The organism is Gottfriedia endophytica (assembly GCF_017814275.1).
GTDB classification, from domain to species: domain Bacteria; phylum Bacillota; class Bacilli; order Bacillales; family Bacillaceae_G; genus Gottfriedia; species Gottfriedia endophytica.
The window spans coordinates 545,338-564,824 of the sequence record NZ_JAGIYQ010000001.1 but is presented as its reverse complement, the minus strand read 5'-3'; the positions used below and the strand labels follow the sequence as shown (position 1 = coordinate 564,824).

General features: G+C 31.9%; 21 protein-coding genes and 1 pseudogene. 12 read left to right on the top strand and 10 right to left on the bottom strand.

Features of this window, described 5'->3' with window-relative positions; all coding sequences use genetic code 11:
• Positions 1 to 776: IS110 family RNA-guided transposase (locus J5Y03_RS02665; RefSeq protein ID WP_209402158.1), on the bottom strand; the 776-nt coding region annotated here is incomplete at its 3' end.
• Positions 777 to 1,248: 472 nt separating this feature from the next.
• Here J5Y03_RS02665 and J5Y03_RS02660 point away from each other — a divergent pair.
• From J5Y03_RS02660 to J5Y03_RS02640, 5 genes are all read left to right on the top strand, one after another.
• Positions 1,249 to 1,890: a hypothetical protein gene (locus tag J5Y03_RS02660; protein WP_209402157.1), complete on the top strand. Its 642-nt coding sequence runs from the start codon at positions 1,249 to 1,251 to the stop codon at positions 1,888 to 1,890.
• A gap of 179 nt (positions 1,891 to 2,069) precedes the next feature.
• On the top strand, positions 2,070 to 2,231 hold the full coding sequence (locus J5Y03_RS02655) for a hypothetical protein (RefSeq protein ID WP_209402156.1): 162 nt from the start codon (positions 2,070 to 2,072) through the stop codon (positions 2,229 to 2,231).
• A 5-nt stretch (positions 2,232 to 2,236) separates the two neighbouring features.
• The gene (locus J5Y03_RS02650) at positions 2,237 to 2,542 is read left to right on the top strand and encodes a hypothetical protein (protein ID WP_209402155.1); all 306 of its coding nucleotides are present in this window, start codon (positions 2,237 to 2,239) and stop codon (positions 2,540 to 2,542) included.
• Between the two features lie 148 nt (positions 2,543 to 2,690).
• The gene (locus tag J5Y03_RS02645; RefSeq protein ID WP_209402154.1) at positions 2,691 to 3,200 is read left to right on the top strand and encodes a hypothetical protein; all 510 of its coding nucleotides are present in this window, start codon (positions 2,691 to 2,693) and stop codon (positions 3,198 to 3,200) included.
• A 270-nt stretch (positions 3,201 to 3,470) separates the two neighbouring features.
• Entirely contained in the window at positions 3,471 to 4,094 is a 624-nt protein-coding gene (locus J5Y03_RS02640; protein ID WP_209402153.1) for a DUF4304 domain-containing protein, read from the top strand.
• Positions 4,095 to 4,213: 119 nt separating this feature from the next.
• Here J5Y03_RS02640 and J5Y03_RS02635 read toward each other — a convergent pair whose 3' ends face one another.
• The 3 genes from J5Y03_RS02635 to J5Y03_RS02625 form a co-directional block, all read right to left on the bottom strand.
• Positions 4,214 to 4,696, bottom strand: a complete 483-nt coding sequence (locus tag J5Y03_RS02635) for a barstar family protein (protein ID WP_209402152.1) — start codon at positions 4,694 to 4,696, stop codon at positions 4,214 to 4,216.
• Positions 4,697 to 4,792: 96 nt separating this feature from the next.
• On the bottom strand, positions 4,793 to 5,293 hold the full coding sequence (locus tag J5Y03_RS02630) for a hypothetical protein (RefSeq protein WP_209402151.1): 501 nt from the start codon (positions 5,291 to 5,293) through the stop codon (positions 4,793 to 4,795).
• Between the two features lie 95 nt (positions 5,294 to 5,388).
• Positions 5,389 to 5,646, bottom strand: a complete 258-nt coding sequence (locus J5Y03_RS02625; RefSeq protein ID WP_209402150.1) for a MafI family immunity protein — start codon at positions 5,644 to 5,646, stop codon at positions 5,389 to 5,391.
• A gap of 527 nt (positions 5,647 to 6,173) precedes the next feature.
• Between J5Y03_RS02625 and J5Y03_RS02620 the strand changes: the two genes are divergently transcribed.
• Positions 6,174 to 6,524, top strand: a complete 351-nt coding sequence (locus tag J5Y03_RS02620) for a hypothetical protein (RefSeq protein WP_209402149.1) — start codon at positions 6,174 to 6,176, stop codon at positions 6,522 to 6,524.
• A 465-nt stretch (positions 6,525 to 6,989) separates the two neighbouring features.
• Complete coding sequence (locus J5Y03_RS02615; RefSeq protein WP_209402148.1) at positions 6,990 to 7,493, top strand: hypothetical protein; 504 nt, start codon at positions 6,990 to 6,992, stop codon at positions 7,491 to 7,493.
• 824 nt (positions 7,494 to 8,317) lie between these two features.
• On the opposite strand, the gene J5Y03_RS02610 is transcribed toward J5Y03_RS02615, so the two are convergent.
• Both J5Y03_RS02610 and J5Y03_RS19745 read right to left on the bottom strand, forming a co-directional pair.
• Positions 8,318 to 9,790: a DHA2 family efflux MFS transporter permease subunit gene (locus J5Y03_RS02610; RefSeq protein WP_209402147.1), complete on the bottom strand. Its 1,473-nt coding sequence runs from the start codon at positions 9,788 to 9,790 to the stop codon at positions 8,318 to 8,320.
• Positions 9,786 to 10,070, bottom strand: a pseudogene (locus tag J5Y03_RS19745) (amidase family protein); the annotation flags it as partial. The gene J5Y03_RS02610 and the pseudogene J5Y03_RS19745, both read right to left, overlap by 5 nt.
• Before the next feature lie 1,283 nt (positions 10,071 to 11,353).
• Between J5Y03_RS19745 and J5Y03_RS02600 the strand changes: the two are divergent.
• Together J5Y03_RS02600 and J5Y03_RS02595 are read left to right on the top strand one after the other, a co-directional pair.
• Positions 11,354 to 11,746 (top strand): Imm50 family immunity protein, encoded by a 393-nt coding sequence (locus tag J5Y03_RS02600; RefSeq protein ID WP_209402146.1) that lies wholly within the window; start codon positions 11,354 to 11,356, stop codon positions 11,744 to 11,746.
• A 556-nt stretch (positions 11,747 to 12,302) separates the two neighbouring features.
• A complete protein-coding gene (locus J5Y03_RS02595) occupies positions 12,303 to 12,452 on the top strand; it encodes a hypothetical protein (protein ID WP_209402144.1) in 150 nt (49 codons plus the stop codon).
• A gap of 48 nt (positions 12,453 to 12,500) precedes the next feature.
• Here J5Y03_RS02595 and J5Y03_RS02590 read toward each other — a convergent pair whose 3' ends face one another.
• From J5Y03_RS02590 to proC, 3 genes are all read right to left on the bottom strand, one after another.
• On the bottom strand, positions 12,501 to 12,749 hold the full coding sequence (locus J5Y03_RS02590; RefSeq protein ID WP_209402142.1) for a hypothetical protein: 249 nt from the start codon (positions 12,747 to 12,749) through the stop codon (positions 12,501 to 12,503).
• A 920-nt stretch (positions 12,750 to 13,669) separates the two neighbouring features.
• Positions 13,670 to 14,311 carry a DUF6944 family repetitive protein gene (locus J5Y03_RS02585; protein ID WP_209402140.1) on the bottom strand — a complete coding sequence of 214 codons (642 nt, stop codon included), beginning with the start codon at positions 14,309 to 14,311 and terminating at the stop codon, positions 13,670 to 13,672.
• Between the two features lie 361 nt (positions 14,312 to 14,672).
• Positions 14,673 to 15,476, bottom strand: a complete 804-nt coding sequence (gene proC, locus J5Y03_RS02580) for a pyrroline-5-carboxylate reductase (protein WP_209402138.1) — start codon at positions 15,474 to 15,476, stop codon at positions 14,673 to 14,675.
• A 291-nt stretch (positions 15,477 to 15,767) separates the two neighbouring features.
• Between proC and J5Y03_RS02575 the strand changes: the two genes are divergently transcribed.
• From J5Y03_RS02575 to J5Y03_RS02565, 3 genes are all read left to right on the top strand, one after another.
• Complete coding sequence (locus J5Y03_RS02575; protein WP_209402136.1) at positions 15,768 to 16,754, top strand: class I SAM-dependent methyltransferase; 987 nt, start codon at positions 15,768 to 15,770, stop codon at positions 16,752 to 16,754.
• A 92-nt stretch (positions 16,755 to 16,846) separates the two neighbouring features.
• Positions 16,847 to 18,040 carry an acetate kinase gene (locus tag J5Y03_RS02570; RefSeq protein WP_209402134.1) on the top strand — a complete coding sequence of 398 codons (1,194 nt, stop codon included), beginning with the start codon at positions 16,847 to 16,849 and terminating at the stop codon, positions 18,038 to 18,040.
• A gap of 110 nt (positions 18,041 to 18,150) precedes the next feature.
• Entirely contained in the window at positions 18,151 to 18,990 is an 840-nt protein-coding gene (locus J5Y03_RS02565; protein ID WP_209402132.1) for an EcsC family protein, read from the top strand.
• Between the two features lie 135 nt (positions 18,991 to 19,125).
• Here J5Y03_RS02565 and J5Y03_RS02560 read toward each other — a convergent pair whose 3' ends face one another.
• Complete coding sequence (locus J5Y03_RS02560) at positions 19,126 to 19,446, bottom strand: hypothetical protein (RefSeq protein WP_209402130.1); 321 nt, start codon at positions 19,444 to 19,446, stop codon at positions 19,126 to 19,128.
• Positions 19,447 to 19,487 lie beyond the last annotated feature (41 nt).

Here is a 19,487-nt window from a genome sequence, read left to right as displayed (position 1 = left end):
TGAGCGATACCTGGAATTGAGTCCAGTCTTTCTATGTCTTCTTGATAAGAGCTTACTCTTTGGGTTACTTCTAAATCGAGTTTTTCAATTTGTTCAGTTAGAAAATCAATGTGAGTTAATATTGTTTTCAGCATCATACGTTGATGAGGATTAACATAACCTCGTAGAGCGAGCTCAAGTTCATCCTTTTTGCGTTTTAATGAGCGACGAGCCATACTTGCTAGTTTCGTAGGATCTTCTTCTCCATCTGCAATAGCGTAAAGCATTTCTTTAGATGAAACACCCATAATATCTGAAACAACAGAACCCAGTTTAATATTCGCACCTTCCAGTACTTTTTGAATTCTATTAAGTTGTCGAGATCGTTCTTCAATTATACTTCTACGATATCGAACTAGTTCTCTTAACTCGCGTTGTTGTCGATTGGGAATGAAGCTGGCTGTTAGTAACCCATGACGGAGAAGTTGGGCGATCCATTCTGCATCTTTTACGTCAGTTTTTCGTCCAGGAACAGCTTTCATATGTTGTGCGTTGGCGACAAAAACCTCTAAATCTTCAGCTTCAATTAAATTAACAATGGGTTTCCAATACACACCTGTACTTTCCATTGCGACATGAGTACACCCATGTGATTTTATCCAATCCATCAATTTTATTAAAAATATCGTTTTCGTTGAAAACGTTTGAATCTCCTTTCCTTCTGGTGTCATAATACAGGCAGTAATGTTGTCCTTGTGAACATCCATTCCGCAAACTCGTTCAATGATAACTTCCATTGAATTCATCCTTCCTTTGGCTTTAAAAGTAGGGGCTGGTGCAAAAATCAGAATAGGATTAATCTACCATGAGTGCTTCCCGTAAGGGAGCGACAGACTGTGATACACCGTGATCGTTGGAGTCAGACTAAATGATGGGCTCTAATGGCACCATAGTTGATCGACCTTCCTCACCCAGCCATAGAAGCAGTATTGACGGTTTTAATTCTTTTTCATTCGCTGTGGTGCAGCGCTTGCGCTGCATGGTTGGCTAAATGGCAGGATAGTTTAATAAGGTTTTATGGTAAAATATGGTTAAATAGAAAATAAATATTGCAAAGAAATTACACTCCGCATGTTTTGGTGTAACGCTCGAAAAACCATATGTTAGGAAAGAAATAGTTATTGCTCTGTGCTAGCGGCTTCTACTGTAAACCCGATTTTGAGGCTGGGGTTAAGTTTAAGTGGTATATAAAAATAGAGGTGATTTTTTTTGCGGAAAAACTATTGTTCTTTACACATTTTTGATGCAGATATTGAGGAAGTCGAAATTTATTTAAGTGACTGTGATCTCGACAATTTGCCTAATCATCCGAATACAAAATTATTAAATGAGTTTATATCTAAGAATTCAATAAATGAAAATTCTTCTGAGGCAGACCAACTTTCGGCTGTGATGAAGTTAATTTCACAAGTTAAAGAGGTAAAAGCTGTTTTTTATCTTTCAAAAACAGAAAACGTGGTGAATGTTTATTCGGAGTATTTAACATTCGAAACGATAAAAGATTGTGTAATGAATTGGTTTGGGAAATCTGGGAAAAAGATTGTTGCCGTATCGAATCTTGATAATGACGTGATAGAAATCTCATTATATAGGGAAGGGAAATTTACAACTTCGGGTATTTTTGGAAATATTGAATCCTATGGATTTTCAAAATCTTGTTTAAGTATAAATGAGATAAATAGTTTTTTTAATTTACAATGTGTAGAAGAAATTCAGGTAGATGAGCTTAGTCAAGTTGATGAAATCTACAGTTATTTTAAGGATTTGTTCAACCTCCCTATTGGATTGAGTCATAAAGAATTTAAAGGTGCAAAATCAAAACAGTTTACTAAATTCTCCGTTGTTATTTAATTGCTCAGGAGATAGTTAGAAATAGTTTGCTTAACTCCGGAGGTCAACCTCTGGAGCTAAGCAACTTTTTTTCTGAAAAATTGAGATGAACTTAATGGAAGATTAGTTGAACAAGAATTTTCAAAGTTTGTTGTTGAATATTTTTTGTACATCCATAAAATTAAAGGAGCATTGATAAAATGACAAAATTCAGTAGATTAGCTGCTTATCCATTAAAAAAAGCCCAAATATTTCAAAGCAAAGAGTTTTTGGAGGAATTTGAAAAAAATCTACAAAATGTAGAAACGGACATTGAGAAAGAAATAATTGAAAAACCATTAATATTATTCCTAGGCTTATAAAGCAAATGAAGATAAAAAGTGAAATTAAATCGATTACTTTACAGTTTGAAAGTTACCAATTCCCTTTCCCACCTGTGGTTACTATTACAACTGAAAATGAAGAAATAGAGTTGGAAAATGAGATTGTAAAACCAAAAGGACTGCATTATGAGTACGATGCAATTTCTGCTGATTATAATATAGATAATGCAAATAATATCAAATTTATTTTAGAAACATATCAGAGTATTATTACAGAGTTTAATAAGTATGAATGGGGAAAGATTTGTAAAGTTTCAGATAATTTTGAGGTTAAATTTATTAAACCTTAAAGCCAATACTGTCCTAATGCAAGTAACGCATGCGATAGTTGAACAACTGGGAGCTACTTTGGTAGTTCCCTTTTTATTGTACTAATTGGCAGGATAGTTGAATAAGAAATGGTAATATAAAAGTAGTTAATTTAATGGGAGGAGCAGAATGATGTTAAGGAAAAACAAAGGAATAATTAACGAAATAATCTATAATCACACTGCATACTATAAAGGGAAATATAGACATTATCCGACCATTACTGAATTAAAAAGTATATTAGACGATATAATTAATTCAAACTCTACGACTGGGTACATAAGAATTACACCATTCTATATAAATGAACAATTAAATATGCAAATTGAATATGAAGAATATATGTTTTATATAGAATGTAGAGACTCTTTTGATGAAAAAGACCAAAGGTTGCATATTTTGGAATGCTTGGAACCCATAGATCAACCAAGAGCACTTAATGATTTAAAATTAGGAGCAATATTATATCCAATATGTAAAAATAATGATGTTACTTCTTATAAAATTGCACTCGAAAGATATAAAAATAGTTTGAAAGAAATTCTTCCCAAAATGATGGATATTGCAAAATCTGAAATGGAATTAAAAGAAGAAGATACTGCATTTGGCTATTTTTGCTTTGAAATTCATAGCGAATAACAATAATGTAGCTAACGCATGCGTTAGTTAAACACCAAAAAGAGGGTGATCATTCGATCAGCCTCTTTTTAACTATTTGACAGTTTAGTTGTAATATGAATTGAAGTTCGCTAAATCGAATAAATATTTCAAGAACTATCCACCTAATTTTATGAAAATTGTAGTTATTTAAGATGGTGAACAAGGATATTTTATATGTAAAGTAGAACATTATCCGTATAATCTTTAATTTACTCGTTTGAAAAATATTTAATAGTGAGGCGAACAGTCTTGTTACCCAAAGAAATGTATAAGTTGATGTTGAAGGCATATATAAAACCGATTTTTAAAGACAAGGGATATAAGACCAAAGGAAATATATTTGTCAAAGAGTCTGATAATATTATCCAGATTATTCATTTAATTCCAGGAACATGGAATACGAAAGATGAGAATAGTTTTACTATAGATTTAAAAATTTGTTCGAAGGAATTCTTAAAAGCAATAGGAGAAGAGCTTCCTAATAATTGGTTTTCATATAATACTATTATAAATCCACTAATCGAGTGCGCCCTTGAAAATTTAAAGTCATCTTGGTCTTATCCAGGTTATACGATAAGAGAAGATACAGATATTAAAAATGTAGCAATGGAAGTTAAAAAAGATTTAGAAGAAATTATTTTTCCTTATGTGGAGAAATTAAACTCTATTAATGAAATTCTCAACGAAATTGAACATCTTGGTTTTCGAGCTAACTTTACTCATAAAATAACACTATACTATCTACTAAATAAAAAGGACATGGCTCAAAAAGAGTTTTTAAAGTGTTGGATGTCTGAAACTTTAAATCCAAATTACAAACCTAGAATCTTAAAAATTGCAAATAAATTAGGACTAGAAATTCCAACTAACTAGATAAACGGTTTCAGAAAGTAATTTGAAAGTTAAATGATTGTTAAGAAAATTAAATTTCCTAATTCAACTAACGCATGCGTTAGTTGAACAAAAATAACAAATAACAAAGTTAATGTAAATTATAGTCCGCGGCTTTTATCTAACCATTCATCGGGATTCCATTCAGCAGAAAGACCACCTAAATCTGGGAAATCAATCTCTGGATCACTTGAATGTACAAAAGCAATGAGTTTAAGATTTTCATCCTCAAGTAAAAATCTCCAGGCGTTAATTTGAATTATATCTAGAATCGAATGTGCAGCATATTTGTCCTTTTTAGCAAACATTTCATAGTTTCTAAATTCCAATACAATACCAATTCTTTCAGAAGTCATATCACTTAAACAGTCATTAAATGCATCCAAATTTTTACCATAATAATCTGGAAATTCTAATACAGCAGCTAAATCATTATGATAATTATGTGAATTCCATTTTGAACAGTCTAACGTATATATATCAAAGCCTTCGTTTGATATTTCAGTTAGATACTTATCTAAGATTTCTTCATTCCAAAATAACTTTACCGAACCGTTTAAAAGGAGTTGTCTCCATAATTCCATGTTCTCACCTCGATAAGTAATATTTGATTTTAATATTCAACAGCCTTTGGTGAAGTTCAACTATCGCATGCGTTAGTTGAATAAGGGATTAAACCTTTATGACCATTTTTCTTCGTCATCTATCCATTTGTTATTTTTCAAATCAAATGATCTATAATCATCGTGGAAAACAAAGTATGATGGTATATTCAATTCATCTCCACAAGCATTTTTCCAACATTGACTAAACCATTCAGTAAAAGCTTTCCTCTCTTCTGAAATTAAAGTCTCATAATTTTGCTCGTAAAAATCGAAAAATTCATCTAAGTGACTTTCGTTTACTTGACTATATTTAACTTCGTTAAGTATCTCCACACTACCTGCAAAAACAGTTGTGTCGTCTCCCTCATAGAATACCTCATTGGCTTCTTTATCCATTGAAAACATTCTTATTGATAATTCTAACCTTGTAGGTTCAATGAATGCTGAAAAATCCAATAAATCTATCTCGGAAGAAAAATTACACGTGAAGATATTCTTTAGATTTCTTATTATAATATCCGATTGTTTCTCAAGGTTGGATTTAATAGTAGAAATATATTTATCAGCTGAAAACATATACAAACCTCCTAGAATAAATGATTTACATTTAAAAAAGCTGCAAAATAACAGCTCTTGTAATTCAACTAAAGCATGCGTTAGTTCCATAATGTCTATATTATTAAATGCTTTAATTCTTCCCAAGAAGCACAATCTATTTCTATTTTTTCTCCGACTTCCCTAATTTCATAAAACAGTTCACTTGAAATATTTATTTCTTCTTCCAGGACAGTAGCACATAAATGTTCTAATGCAATTCCCCATTCATCATGTTCTAAGAATTCTGTTAGCTCTTGTTTATCACCTTTAGGCAACCCATTTATGTTTTCTATAATTTTAGTAATTCTTAGGTTTAAATTCCAGTTATCCAATCTAGTTCCCTCCTATATTTGTCAGCACTTCATTAATAATATCATTGAACTTTATTGAACTATACTGCCAATTAGTACAATAAAAAGGGAACTACCAAAGTAGCTCCCAGTTGTTCAACTATCGCATGCGTTAGTTGAACAAGAAATAACAATATTAAATTAATCACTTCTACTTTATGAAAAAGTTAAAAAGCACAGCAGTTATTCTAAGTAGTTCAGTTTTGAGAAAATTTAAATTAACATCTCAATTTAGAGTTTAATTAGCATATGAATTGGACTCTTTATTTTTGTTGATGTATCAAGGCATTTTGTGATAAAACGTATAAAATAGAAACGAAAATAGCATTCTAATTAGTTGATGGACAATGTCTGTTGGTCAAGTGTTAATTATGGTGCTAAATTTGATGTTAATTTATGTGCAAGAGTTGTTACAATTCAGATTAATATATTCGGTAAATACCACTGTAACCAATAAAAGGAAATAGTCGTCTAATTTATAAATATATATTTTATGGGGGGAGAGAAAAATGAAAAAGTTTAATATTCTAATTTTGTTAGCTGTTCTTACATTCGGATTAATGGCTTGTACAAACCAAAAAAGCAATACTAACAATACAGTTAATAAAGATGTACGGGAAAAAGTATGGGAACAACTAAAACCATCTCAAAAACAACTAATTAAGGGAACTTGGTCTGATGCCACAATAACAAAAGTAACTTTGGATAATTCTATGGGTAAAATCGAAGATACCTCATATAATGGTAAAGAGGTATATCTCATTGATTTTCAAACGACAAAAATAACGATACCAAATGATATGATTATCTTTGCAGATATGGAAAATGGCAAGATTATTGGATATTCGGCATCAGAGTAAATATCTTTGATAAAAAAATGTTAATCTTCTGAACAAAATTAAAGCACCTTTTTTAAGGTGCTTTAAAAATGTTTATTTAGTGTCTTAATTAACACCCTAAAACCTTGCGATTTAGGTGTGTTTTTAAATTGCTTTTTAAATTTTTCTATTTCAAAACGGAACGACAGGGAACGAAGATTTTTACCGAAAACTAGGATTAAAAAGGCTGAAAATAGGTATGGCAAGGTATTTAAATCCAATTCTAAGTGATGAATATTTAGAGTGACTTCTTCAACTATCGCATGCGTTAGTTCAATAAGGGATTTAAAGAAATTTTTTTCATTTTAGGTGTAGGACGCTTCAATTGTTATTTTATAGTTAATTACAAACGATAATTTCTGTCTAAAAATGTTATTTAAAGTATATTTATCTAAAAGATTCCACAAAATACTTATGTTCTTAAGATAAATGAGGAGGCAAATTTAAATGAAAAAAATTTATATAATTATTTTTTCTTCACTTTTATTAATGTCATTTGTAATTCCAGGATTAAGTGATGTACGAGCTAAAACAAATGAAATTCAATTTACAAATGTAGATGTAAAAACAAATCAAGCAGAAAGACAGATACCTATGCTAGCATCCTTACAACAAGTCTCTCCTAATCAATTGACAATTACATATGATCGTCCTGTTGATTTAAATAAGGGAATGAAAGCATCAAATTATTGGATTCAAAGCTTAACTGATGTAAAACCAAAGGGAATCGCAACACTTGGAAAAAATGATAAAGTTACAGATCAAAATGCACTTACAAGCGATAAAGTGATGATTAAAAAAATACAAGGTAATAATAATTCTTTTTTACTAACATTTAAACAAAATATAACATCAAATAAAAAGTATAAATTAATCATCTGTTACGTAACTGTGCCTGGAGGACCACCGTATAGCGGTGATAATGGAATGAAAGTTTTTAAAGGTAGATAATCTAACTTTTAGAAAAAAGGTTTATTTAACTATCACACTCTTTAAATTCGTATCTTGAATAACTCAAGAATAACAGAAAAACCCAATTCGGGTTTTTCTGCATTTTTATAGACTTTGGGAAATGAGTAGTTTCTATGAGAAACGTACCTGTTTGTTTAAGAACATTTATTCGCAAAATTCTTTCATTTCGATATTTAAAGCATCATAATCTTCTTTTTTGAAAGATACAGTTACTCTAGCCAGTCTTTCCGAATTTGGCTAGCAGTACAATTGTTGATGGAATCTTACCCCTAAGGGTCCAATTATTCGGTAAATAAGGTTTAAAATATTAAAACAATCTAAGTCTACTCCATCTTTTAAATAGTTCTTAATGCTAATAACTATTACGTTCTCGATGATTTCGAATTTAGATTTCTGCGGGGGAATATTGTTAATTTTGCAAAGTCTCTTTACTACTTGTTTAAAAAAATCTGCATCCCCAATATTTTTCTCCAAAAAATCACCCCTTATTTCTAACTTTTTCACTTATATTCTATCTTAATCCAAATATTCCCTTATTCAACTATCCTGCCAAATAGTTAAATAGGAGCTGCATGATCATCAGCCCCTATTTCTTGTTAAACTAAAGCAAATGTTAATTACATAAGTAAGTAATAATTCTTATCCTTTATATAATTTTTTTAAAATTAAAATCAAAATTAATATCATTTTATTAAAGATTGGCATTGGTATTTTTTCTTCTGATTCATTAGTCTTTAAAAACATTTTTTTACGAGTAAATTTAACCTTGCCTATTCCTGTAAAAAATTGATAAAGTAAAACAATTAATGACCAGCCATCATCGCTTCACTTGCCCGATTATTTTCATCATCAGCTGCCGATTGAATTTTAGGCCTCTTTAATGTCCATGCAATTAACCAACCTAGAACAGCAATTCCTGCAGCAAGTAGGAACGTATCTCCAAAGGAATTTACTGTAGCTTCTAATCTAGCTTGTATATCTGCTGGATTATTAATTGTACCCATGTAATGCTTTGCTCTAGAAGTTAAGAAACTCACCATCCCTGCCGTAGCAAATGAAACCATTACTTGTTGTGCGGCAGAAGTAAGTGGCGTCACACGATTCATTAATTCTCGCGGTGCAGACTGTAGTACATGAGTGTTTAATCCCATCATTGAAGTCCCCATACCAATCCCCATTGAAATTTGGCATAAGATGAAAAAGACTTTACTACTATCCACACTGATGTTTGATAGTGTGACGAGTGTACCAGTCACAATTGCAAGACCAACAATACTTAAAGGACGAGCCCCGAATTTGTCATAAAGTCTGCCACTAATCGGCATCATGATACCAGATGCTATTGCTTGCGGGAAGATCACGAGACCTGTTTCTAGTGGTGTATAGTGCTTAATTGTCTGCAAATACAACGGAATAATTAAAAACATACCGAAAAGAGCAATTTGCATTAGCCATGTTGTGATTGTACCGAGCGTAAAGCCTTTTGACTTAAATACTTTTAACTCCATGATTGGATGTGGATGACGTAACTCGACAATAATGAATAATATCAAGCTAACACCGCCTACAATAAGGCCAATTATCGTGTTGCTATTATCCCAACCATTTGAACTTTCACTGACCCCATAGGCTAGCATCGAGAAAGCAATAGGAGCTAAAATTATGCCTAAAATATCTAGTTTTGGAACAGGTTTTGTATCAAATTTTGGAAGGAATTTAAAGGCTAATAAAACACCAAGTATACCTACCGGAACATTAATTAAGAAAATCCAGTGCCAAGTTTGATATTCAACAAAGTATCCAGCAACTAAAGGTCCAAGCGCTGGTCCAAGTAGCATAGGAATACCAAGCATCCCCATTAACGCTCCCATTTTATTTGGTGGTGCAATGCGGAAAACCATTGCCATTCCAATTGGTGCAACCATTCCACCACCTAAACCCTGTATGACACGATATAAAATCAATTGATTAGGTGTGGCCGCAAAAGAACAAAGAAGAGACCCTAATGTAAATAAAACGATGGTTATGATGAAAACTTGCTTCGCCCCAAAATGATCCATCAGCCAACCTGCTAAAGGAATTACCGCAGCTACGGCAAGTGTGTAACCAGTAATAGTCCACGACATAGTTGTAATCGTACTATGCATGTCTTTTGTTAATGAATTCATCGCAACATTTACAACCGTACTGTCCAAAATAACCATAAACATACCCGCTATCACGGCTGTCAGTTGTAATAATGCTTTTTTCATTGAAAATTCTTGTACATTGTTCATAAACCCGTGCTCCTTCATTTTTAAGAGTTTGAATTACGTTTCTAAATAAATCTTCGCTATATTCTTCTGACACCTAAAAATCTTTAGTAGCATTATTAAAACCACCTAATTTAGCACCTTTCAAGCCATTCGAATCTAAAAAATTCAAATAATCTTGTTGTAATCTTCTTTTACTTTTGTGAGTTGCAGGATCTTCTTTATCTACACTGGCTAGAGCTTCTAATAATATCGCTGCGTCTGTAACTGTTCTGGCGATTGGACCAGCTGTATCCTGAGAGTGTACTAACGCATGCGTTAGTTAACTGATAAACTCTTGTGTTAATTTCTTTCCTTCCTCTAATCTTTCGGTAAAATGTCCACCTGTGTATTCTTCTATTACGTTTCTCCAAAATAATTATGATGGTTCATTTTTTTTATTTGGAATACCTCCCAATTTCCTCTATGTAACCGAAGTATATCTTTAGCTACTAATGTGCCTATACCTGCTCTGCGATACTTTTTCATAATAAAAAATTCTGCAATTGATAAGTATGATTTTATATCTGTTTTTATTCATCTAACTAAGACAAAGCCAACGTATTTTCCGTTGAGCCTAACTAAATAACGGAATTAATTATCTTCTGTTCAATAATTGTTTAAAGGGTAATCACTAAACCTCCCATTTTCTTCAACGTGTGCATCAATAAACTCTGAAAAGTCATAAATATAGAATTGAAATAAGTTTGTTAGTGTTTCTAAATCTTCCTTAGTCGCTTTAATTATTTGGTTATTCATTAATAGCAACTGCCTTATATTTATTAAACTATTTATTATTCTTTATCTATCTTTATAAATCCTTCAAAAAATTATAATTGAGCTAAACTGCCCTTATGTTGAATAAGAACTCACTCAAAACTGTAAAATTATGATACTGTTTATTATAAAAAATCAAAAAAGCCGACTTCCAAATTTGGAAACCGACCTTAAGATTTCTTATGTAACTAACGCATGCTTTAGTTAAAGATCATGATGGGCAACGGTTACACCAAACGGAAAAATTTCACACTTACAAATTTGGGTTCGGGGGGTACTATGTTCCAACTTAGCTTATTCGTAGAATGTAAAAAAGAAGAAGAGGCTTTAGCAATATTGAAGACTTAATCCCATCAATTGACAAATTTATTACTTCCTATGAAACACTCTCAAACGAACCTTATTGGAAAATTGATGGTTGGTTTAGAATTACATGTGATTTAGAAACCTCAAGTACTATTGATATTACGAAAGCGGAGAATATACTCTATAAGATTTCGAATAAATGATATTGGGATAAAGGAAGAATTTCTGCTCATTCGAATAGTAGTGATAGTACTACAATTTTTTTCGATGATAAAGTTCGATTTTTCACGTCTTGGTTTGAAGACTTTGAATAATTTTACATATAATTCAACTAACGCATGCTTTAGTTGAACATGAACACGAGTCGCAAATGCGACTTTTTTTATTGAACAACCTGCCAGTTTGGTTTTACAAGAAATGTTACTATAGAGTATAAATAGGTAATTAAAATGGGGGAATAAAAAATTGTGGTATTTAAATTTGGAAAATAATTTATTTCTTACTAATTTATATAATGAAGTTCCTGAATTAAAAAATATAAAAATAGAAAAAATCAATATTGCTGATGGAGGACGTAAGGTAACATTATGTTTCGATATGCCATCTTACGCTGAAAATCCTCCTCAAAAGTGGGTTGATTTGGGAAATAACACAGTTTGGGTTGAGATAGATTTTTATGAAATAATTGAATTAGAAATAAAATCTATGAAAACGATGGTGAATTGTGATCTTGATATAAAGTATGTTGAAAATAGTTTTATTATCAATATCACAGGAACGGTTAATGCAAGTATAAAAGCTGAATATGGCTATTTTCAAAAAGTTGAGGGTTACATAAATTCCTTAAATATCGACTAACTCTTATGAAACTAACGTATGTGATAGTTGAATAACAAATAGCGGTAATATTTGGATTAAGATAGATATAAGTAGAAAAGTTAATATCAAGGGGTGATTTTTTGGAGAAAAATATTGGGGATGTAGATTTTTTAAAACAAGTAGTAAAAAGACTATGCAAAATAAACAATATTTCCCCTCAGAAACCTAAATTTGAAATCATCGAGAACGTAATAGTTATTAGCATTAAGAACCATTTAAAAGATGGAGTAGACTTAGATTGTTTTAATATTTAAAACCTTATTTACCGAACAATTGGCCCTTTAGAAGAGAGCTGAACAAACAAGAAATAGAATTATTGAGGCTTATGCAGAGTGTCAAGGCATTTTATTTTGATTATAGCAATGAAATGAATACCATTTGGCGATGATTTATTTTACTAAGTTTTTAATGTTTTTACTGATATATGCAAGGTTAGCAGTACACTACTAAAGTAATAAGGTTTACTTTAGTAAATAAGGTATATTATATTTGTTGAATAGATTCTCTTTAAAGACAAGAAAAGTAGGTGAACAAAGTGGGAAAATATCAATTGGATACCAAAGGTCAGGTAGCTGTGACAAAGTTTCATGAAAAACAGACGCCTGCCAAATTTGATAAAAAGCAGCAACTTGAAAAAATGCGTGCGGAGTATTTGAAAAAGAAGCAAAAACAAACAGATAAATAATATGAATGAAAACATAGGAAGACTAAAATCTCCCTATGTTTTTCTTATTCAAAGTTCTTTTTTCAATTGATGATAGAGTTTATTATTCCCATAAATTTCAGATTCGGTGACAAAAAACTCGTCATCAGATATCCATTCCTCACTAAAAATTTCAGTAGCACAATCAATAGACCAGCCGTTATTTTGGATACAACAGTAATCTCTAGCAGATATTTTTAAAACATTTGGATACTTACTTGGCTTAGGTAGCTGAATAAAAAGATAAGTCTCGATCTTTTCAGCAAGATACTTTCTCAACACCCCACACTCAAAGAATGCCTTTTAGAATACAATGAGGAACATGAAGACCTTCCTGAATTTATTTCTGAATTTATATTTAATTAATCAAAATGAGCTAAGTTTCAATTAAACTAACGCATACGATAGCTTAACAACATGAACGACTATATAGTCGATTTTTTTTTATTGTGCTAAAGGGCAGATAGTTCTATTGTTATACTAAAGGTTAAGACTCTAATATTGGAAGGATTGGTGAATTAAATGAACTTATTATATTGGATTGTACTTATCATTTTCTTTATATATTTTCGTAAAAAACAATCTGAACTTGATAGAGAGACGATGCGTTTATATCTGGCAGTTAAATCGCTTGAAAATGAAATAAGCGGATTGAAAGAAAAAAATAAGTAAACATCTAATTCAACTAAACGCATGCTTTAGTTGAAAATCATGAGTCACAGTTGTGGCTCTATTTTTATTGAAGTAAATGGCAGTTTAGTTGAATTAGAAATAATATAATCTGATTAATACTAAGCTCATTTGCAATAGTTGAATATATTCAGAAGGTAGGTTTATTGTGAATGTTATTATTTGGCAAATTTTTATTATTTTTTAGCATTGTAATCAATATACTTGCTATTCCAATGGCTCTATTTATAGGAGGAATGGGAACAGATTCGGCTACAAATAGAGCCATTGGAAATGTGGCAAGGATTAGTATTTGGATTTTTATTTATATAAGGAATCCCTACAACATGAGGATGCACTACACGAAGAATTTTTTGGTTTTTTAATTGATAATGAAGTGGAGTAATCTAATTTCCTTGTACAACTATCTATTTATATTTTCAGGATAGTTGTAAATATTTTTTAAGTTCAAATGATACCTATGATCTTTAGATGATTTGGAGGTTTAGGTAAATTTAGAAGCGTAAGTACTACTTTCTTTCCACTTTATTGTCCTGGGTTAATTCTTTTATTGCTCCAATCACTGAAATGACAGAACCAATTGCTTGGATCCAACTACCTGTTGCTACCAATGATTCGGATTGTCCATTATTTTTTAAAAAATAGTCCTCATAATAATATCCAATCTTTTTTTGTTTATTTTTATTATCAATTTCATCTTTTCTAATATTTTCTAGTGCCTCTGACCATCCTATTGCCTGTAATGAGTTTCCTATAAATTGTGTTATGCTTCCTACAATGTTTTCGGATTGGCCTGGGAAGGGAGGGAGATCAATTGCATCTCCAGTATTAACCGCTAAACCTAAAGCTTGAATCAAGTTCCCTGCAATGAATAATTTATAGGATGCTTCTTTTCTGATGTCAAAAACCAGTCCGGTAATGACAGTAAGATTCCCACTTGCTGTAATTTCCTTTCCAACTGATCTAATGACAGTCCCTTTTGCCCCCGCATCAATAGCATTTCCTTCAGCCTGTAAAACGTTTCCCAACAGAGTTAAGTCATCACGGACGTTACTTTTTATATAGTTAGACGGCGTAGCACCAATTGCAGCTGTTATTGTTCCTACAGATACTATCACAGAACCTACTATTGCTTTAGATCCGCTTCCCATTTCAACCACCAACCTGCCACAAGCTTTAAGTATGTATAGGGAAAAACCTTTATCGTAGTATTATGAGTTAAGGTCCGAATGTGTGCTTAATTATTAAAACTAGCTTTCTTCATTGGAAAAAACCACAAGTATTAAGGGGCTGCGTTAACTGAAGATCATGGGTTGCCAATGGCAGATCTTTTTCGTATTAAAGTAACTGGCAGTTTAGTTGTATTAGACCAACGGGTGCTTCTGTTCAATTAAGTTATATTATGTTAAATAAATTGAAAAAGACATTGGTATCTTGGTATCCAATGCCATTTTCATTTAGTTCATATTACAGATTAAATCTTTTTGTTTTTAAATTGGACTTTATTTATGGTTATTTCGCTAGAGCTTTTGATTTCGCTGTACAGCGTTCCATCGCTGAAAGTACAGCTGATCTAAAGTTGTTTTTTTCGAGTTCTGCAACTGCTTCAATTGTAGCTCCACCAGGTGTACAAACTTGGTCCTTTAGTTCTCCAGGATGCATGCCAGTTTCTAAGACCATTTTGGCAGCTCCGAGTACTGATTGAGCGGCTAGTTGGTATGCTTTTTCTCGTGAAATTCCTTGAAGAACAGCACCGTCAGCTAATGCTTCGATAAACATATAAACGTATGCTGGTGATGAGCCACTTACCGCAGGAATTGCATCCATTAATTGCTCATCAATCACTTCAGCTTTTCCGAAACTAGAAAAGATCTCTTTAACTTCTTCTAATTCTTCTGCTGTTACAAATTCATTTGAACAAAGAGCACTCATTCCTTCGCCAACTAAAGAAGGCGTGTTCGGCATAGTTCGGACAACTTTTACTTCTTTACCAAATGAATCTTCAATTCCTTTTAAGGTCACGCCAGCTGCAATTGTCACGATAACGGTATTTTCTTTAATTGAGTCTTTAATTTCATTAATAACGATTGGATAAATATTTGGTTTAACAGCTAAAAATAAATAATCTACAGTTGAAGCAATATGTAAACTTGAAGCTGTTTGAATTTCATATTTGTCTTTTATGAATTGAATGGTTTCTTCTGAACGGGCACTAGCATAGATTTGTGTAGGAGAAACTAGCCCAGAATTAATAATTCCTCCAATCATCGCTTGTGCCATCTTTCCGCATCCAATAAAACCTATTTGTTTTTTCATATCGTCACACCCTGATCTCAAAATTAATGTCCTAATTGTAGTATTATACTAAAAGTTCTTTCTGAACAAAAAAGATATGTTTTATATAGCTTTGAAATATTGTAGGAGACTGGCTGTTCGTCTGCGGAAAAGGTGTGGATTCTCAAGAGGATCGACAATGTAGCTTAACTAATAGTATGTTTTTTATAAACTTAGTGGTCTCTTACGCCCTTTAGTGGACATGCCTTCAACTCAACTTTATAATTAAAAACAGTGAATATAGTACTATTTGAACGGAGAGGAAGTTTTAGAATGAATGCGAAAACAGTTGAAACGTTATTCGGCTTGATTGATGAGTCTACAGAAAGTATTAAAAATGCTTTAGATATTTCTTATTTAGAAGCATTAATTGAAACAGGAGACGACTTGTTTGAATCACAAGTTTTACAAGATGAGCTGGATGATCAATTAAAAACAAAATTAATGAATAATATTGCTGCATTCCAAGAGAATGAATATGAAAAGGAAAGTATCAGGCGTGCTTTTCAGTTAGCAATCCTAAAAGGGATGAAAGAAGGAATTCAACCAAATCACGAAATGACACCAGATGGAATTGGGTTCATTATGTCTTATTTAGTAAGTAAGTTTACAAAAGGTAAAAATGAATTAAAGATTCTTGATCCAGCAGTTGGGACAGGTAACCTACTTCATTCTGTATTAATTCAAACTGGAGATCAATTTTCAGCAGCATATGGTGTGGATGTAGATGATATTTTAGTTCGTTTAGCGTATGTTGTAGGTAACTTACTAGGTCATGAAATTGAATTGTTTAATCAGGATGCACTTGGACCATTATTAATTGATCCAGTAGATCTTGTTGTATGTGATTTACCAGTAGGTTATTTTCCAAATGAAGAAAGAGCTAAAAACTACAAGTTGAAAGCAAAAGAAGGTATGTCTTATTCTCATCATTTGTTTATTGAGCAAAGTATGAATTACTTAAAAAATGGTGGATATTTCATCGGCTTAATTCCAAACCATTTATTTACAAGTGAGCAGACTGCACAGCTACATGAGTATATTAAAGAAACTTGTATGATTCAAGGGTTAATTCAATTGCCAGCTTCTTCCTTTAAAGATGAACGCCATCAAAAAAGTATATTAATCTTACGTAAAAATGCAGAAGATAATAAAAAGCTTAAACAAGCTTTGTTAGTTGATTTTCCAAAATTAACAAATACTCAAGCTGTAGAAGAAATGATGTATCGAATCAATAAATGGTTCGAGGAAAATTTATAATTATCCGATTTCTTTAAGCGAAACTTTTTTGTGTTATAATAATTCTATTAAAAATATTATAACAGTTTTTTGTCTGAAGGGAATGTAGAAACATGTCGAATATTCTTGCGATTAACGCTGGTTCATCTTCTTTAAAATTCCAGTTAATTGAAATGCCTAGTGAAAAAGTGCTTACAATTGGCCAAGTTGAAAGAATTGGCTTAAAAGAAAGTATCTTTACAATTTCAGCTAATGGTGAAAAAAATACTGAAGTAACAGATATTATTGATCATGCTGTTGCAGTAAAAATGCTTTTAGAAAAGCTAACAGGTTTAGGGATTATTTCTTCACTTGAAGAAATCCATGGAGTTGGTCACCGTATCGTTCATGGTGGCGAACTATTTAATGATTCTGCTTTAATTACTGATGAAGTTGAAAAACAAATTGAAGATCTTTGTGCATTAGCACCTCTTCATAATCCTGCTCACCTTGTTGGAATTCGTGCATTTAAGAAAGTTTTACCGAATGTACCATCTGTAGCAGTTTTTGATACAGCGTTTCATCAAACAATGCCTAAAGAATCGTTTTTATATAGCTTACCTTATGAATACTATAAAGAATATGGTATTCGTAAATATGGTTTCCATGGAACATCACACAAGTATGTAACACAACGTGCTGCAGATTTATTAGGTAAACCAATTGAAGAATTAAGTTTAATTTCTTGTCATTTAGGAAATGGTGCAAGTATTACTGCTGTTAAAGGTGGTAAATCAATTGATACTTCAATGGGCTTTACTCCACTTGCTGGTGTAACAATGGGAACTCGCTCAGGTAACGTTGACCCTGCAATAATTCCTTATATCATGGAAAAAACAGGTAAAACAGCTGAGGAAGTATTAGAAGTATTAAATAAAGAAAGTGGTATGCTTGGTATTTCTGGATTCTCAAGTGACCTTCGTGACATTGAAACTGCTGCAAGTGAAGGTAACGAACGTGCTAAAATTGCTGAAGACGTTTTTGTTAATAGAATTCACAAATATCTTGGTTCGTATGCCGCTCGTATGAAAGGCGTAGACGCAATTGTTTTTACAGCTGGTATCGGTGAGAACGGTATCGAAATCCGTCAAGGTATCTTAGAAGGATTAGAATTTATGGGTGTTTACTTCGACCCGAGTAAAAACAATGTTCGTGGAAAAGAAGCATTTATTAGCTTCGACCACTCTCCAGTAAAAGTAATAGTTATTCCTACAAATGAGGAAGTAGTTATTGCTAGAGACGTTGTTCGTATCGGAATGAATAAATAATTTACAATTGAGACATAGAGCATAGAAAAGGGAATGAACTCATAATTTATATGAGGAAAGCTTTTCGTGTTCTATGTTTTTTTATTTTTTCCTTAAAAGGGGGTGAGTACATGCTGACTACTGCTGAGGAAATGGTGATGAATCAAATTGATGATTGGTTAATTAGCTTACAATCAAAAGAACCAAATAAGTTTAGTATCATATTCCAAAGAAATTATAGACGGTTAATTAAAAAGATTCCTTCAAGTTATAAGGAAGATTTATTAAACGTAACATCTTCAGCCTTTTTCTATTCACAGGTGCTACTCCAAAGCTCAAAAAACTTTTTAAATAAGAAACAAGAAATTGTACAAAGAGCAAAATTCTTTAACAAAAATATAGCGATGATAAAAGATTTACAACAGTTATCTTTATCAGAATTAGATTTTTTAGTTCAACAAGAAATTTCGAAAATGAAAGTGTACTCCACCTTTCAAGGAGGTTTAACAGGAACAGGAAATTTATCAACTATAATTGCTGATTTACCTACATTATTCCTATTAAATTTAAATTGTGTACAGGTAATTGCAATGCATTATGGTTTTGATGTAAGTATTCCACTTGAAATGGAAACTGCATTGAAAGTTTTTCAGGCCTCCTTACTGCCTTTTTCTTATCAGTACACTTCATTCAAATTTTTAATTGAAGAGCTCTCAATGAAGAATGAGGATCAGTTATTTTATGACAAAGAGTATACCATTTTAAATGAAGATTTTTATCAGACAATCATTTTACATTTATTTAAATTAGCCTTAATCGCTTACCTAAGAAATAAAAGTAGTAAAAAAATTCCCATCCTAGGAATCATTGTGGGTGCAAAATGGAATGATTCCACATCAAATCACATTTTACAGTTTACTCAACGATTTTATCAGTATCGTTTGTTACTAAAAAAAGAAAAGGGTAGCTAGAAAAAATTCTAGTTACCCTTTTCTTCTAGGATCCAGGATACAGGCTTCCAGGCTCTAGTCCTTAGGATTTAGGTTTTAGTTCCTAGATCCTATTCCCTAGTTCCTGATCTTGTTCCCTGTTCTTGTTTCCTGCTCTTAGCTATGCATTTTTGCTTCTGTTACTGTTTGGTTACTTCTGAACCAGATCCATAGGTCATTAATTATTGAGGCTAGAGAAGCTATTTGACTGTTTAGGTGACAGCTTTTTAAAAAATCATTTTCATTGTTTAATTCTTCTTGTTTAGCATTAATATTTTTTTCTAAGTATTGAATTCGATCTGGGATATTTCCTCTTATTGTTTCCCAGTGTGTTAGAATTCTTTGTTGTTCCATAAATGGATAGTCTTCCCAGTCGCTTTGTAAGCTAGGAAGGTTTATTCCAAGGCGCTCATCATAAGTAAAATATTGTTTAACCACATTCCTACCCCCTCTAAATATATTTTATACTGAATTTAGAG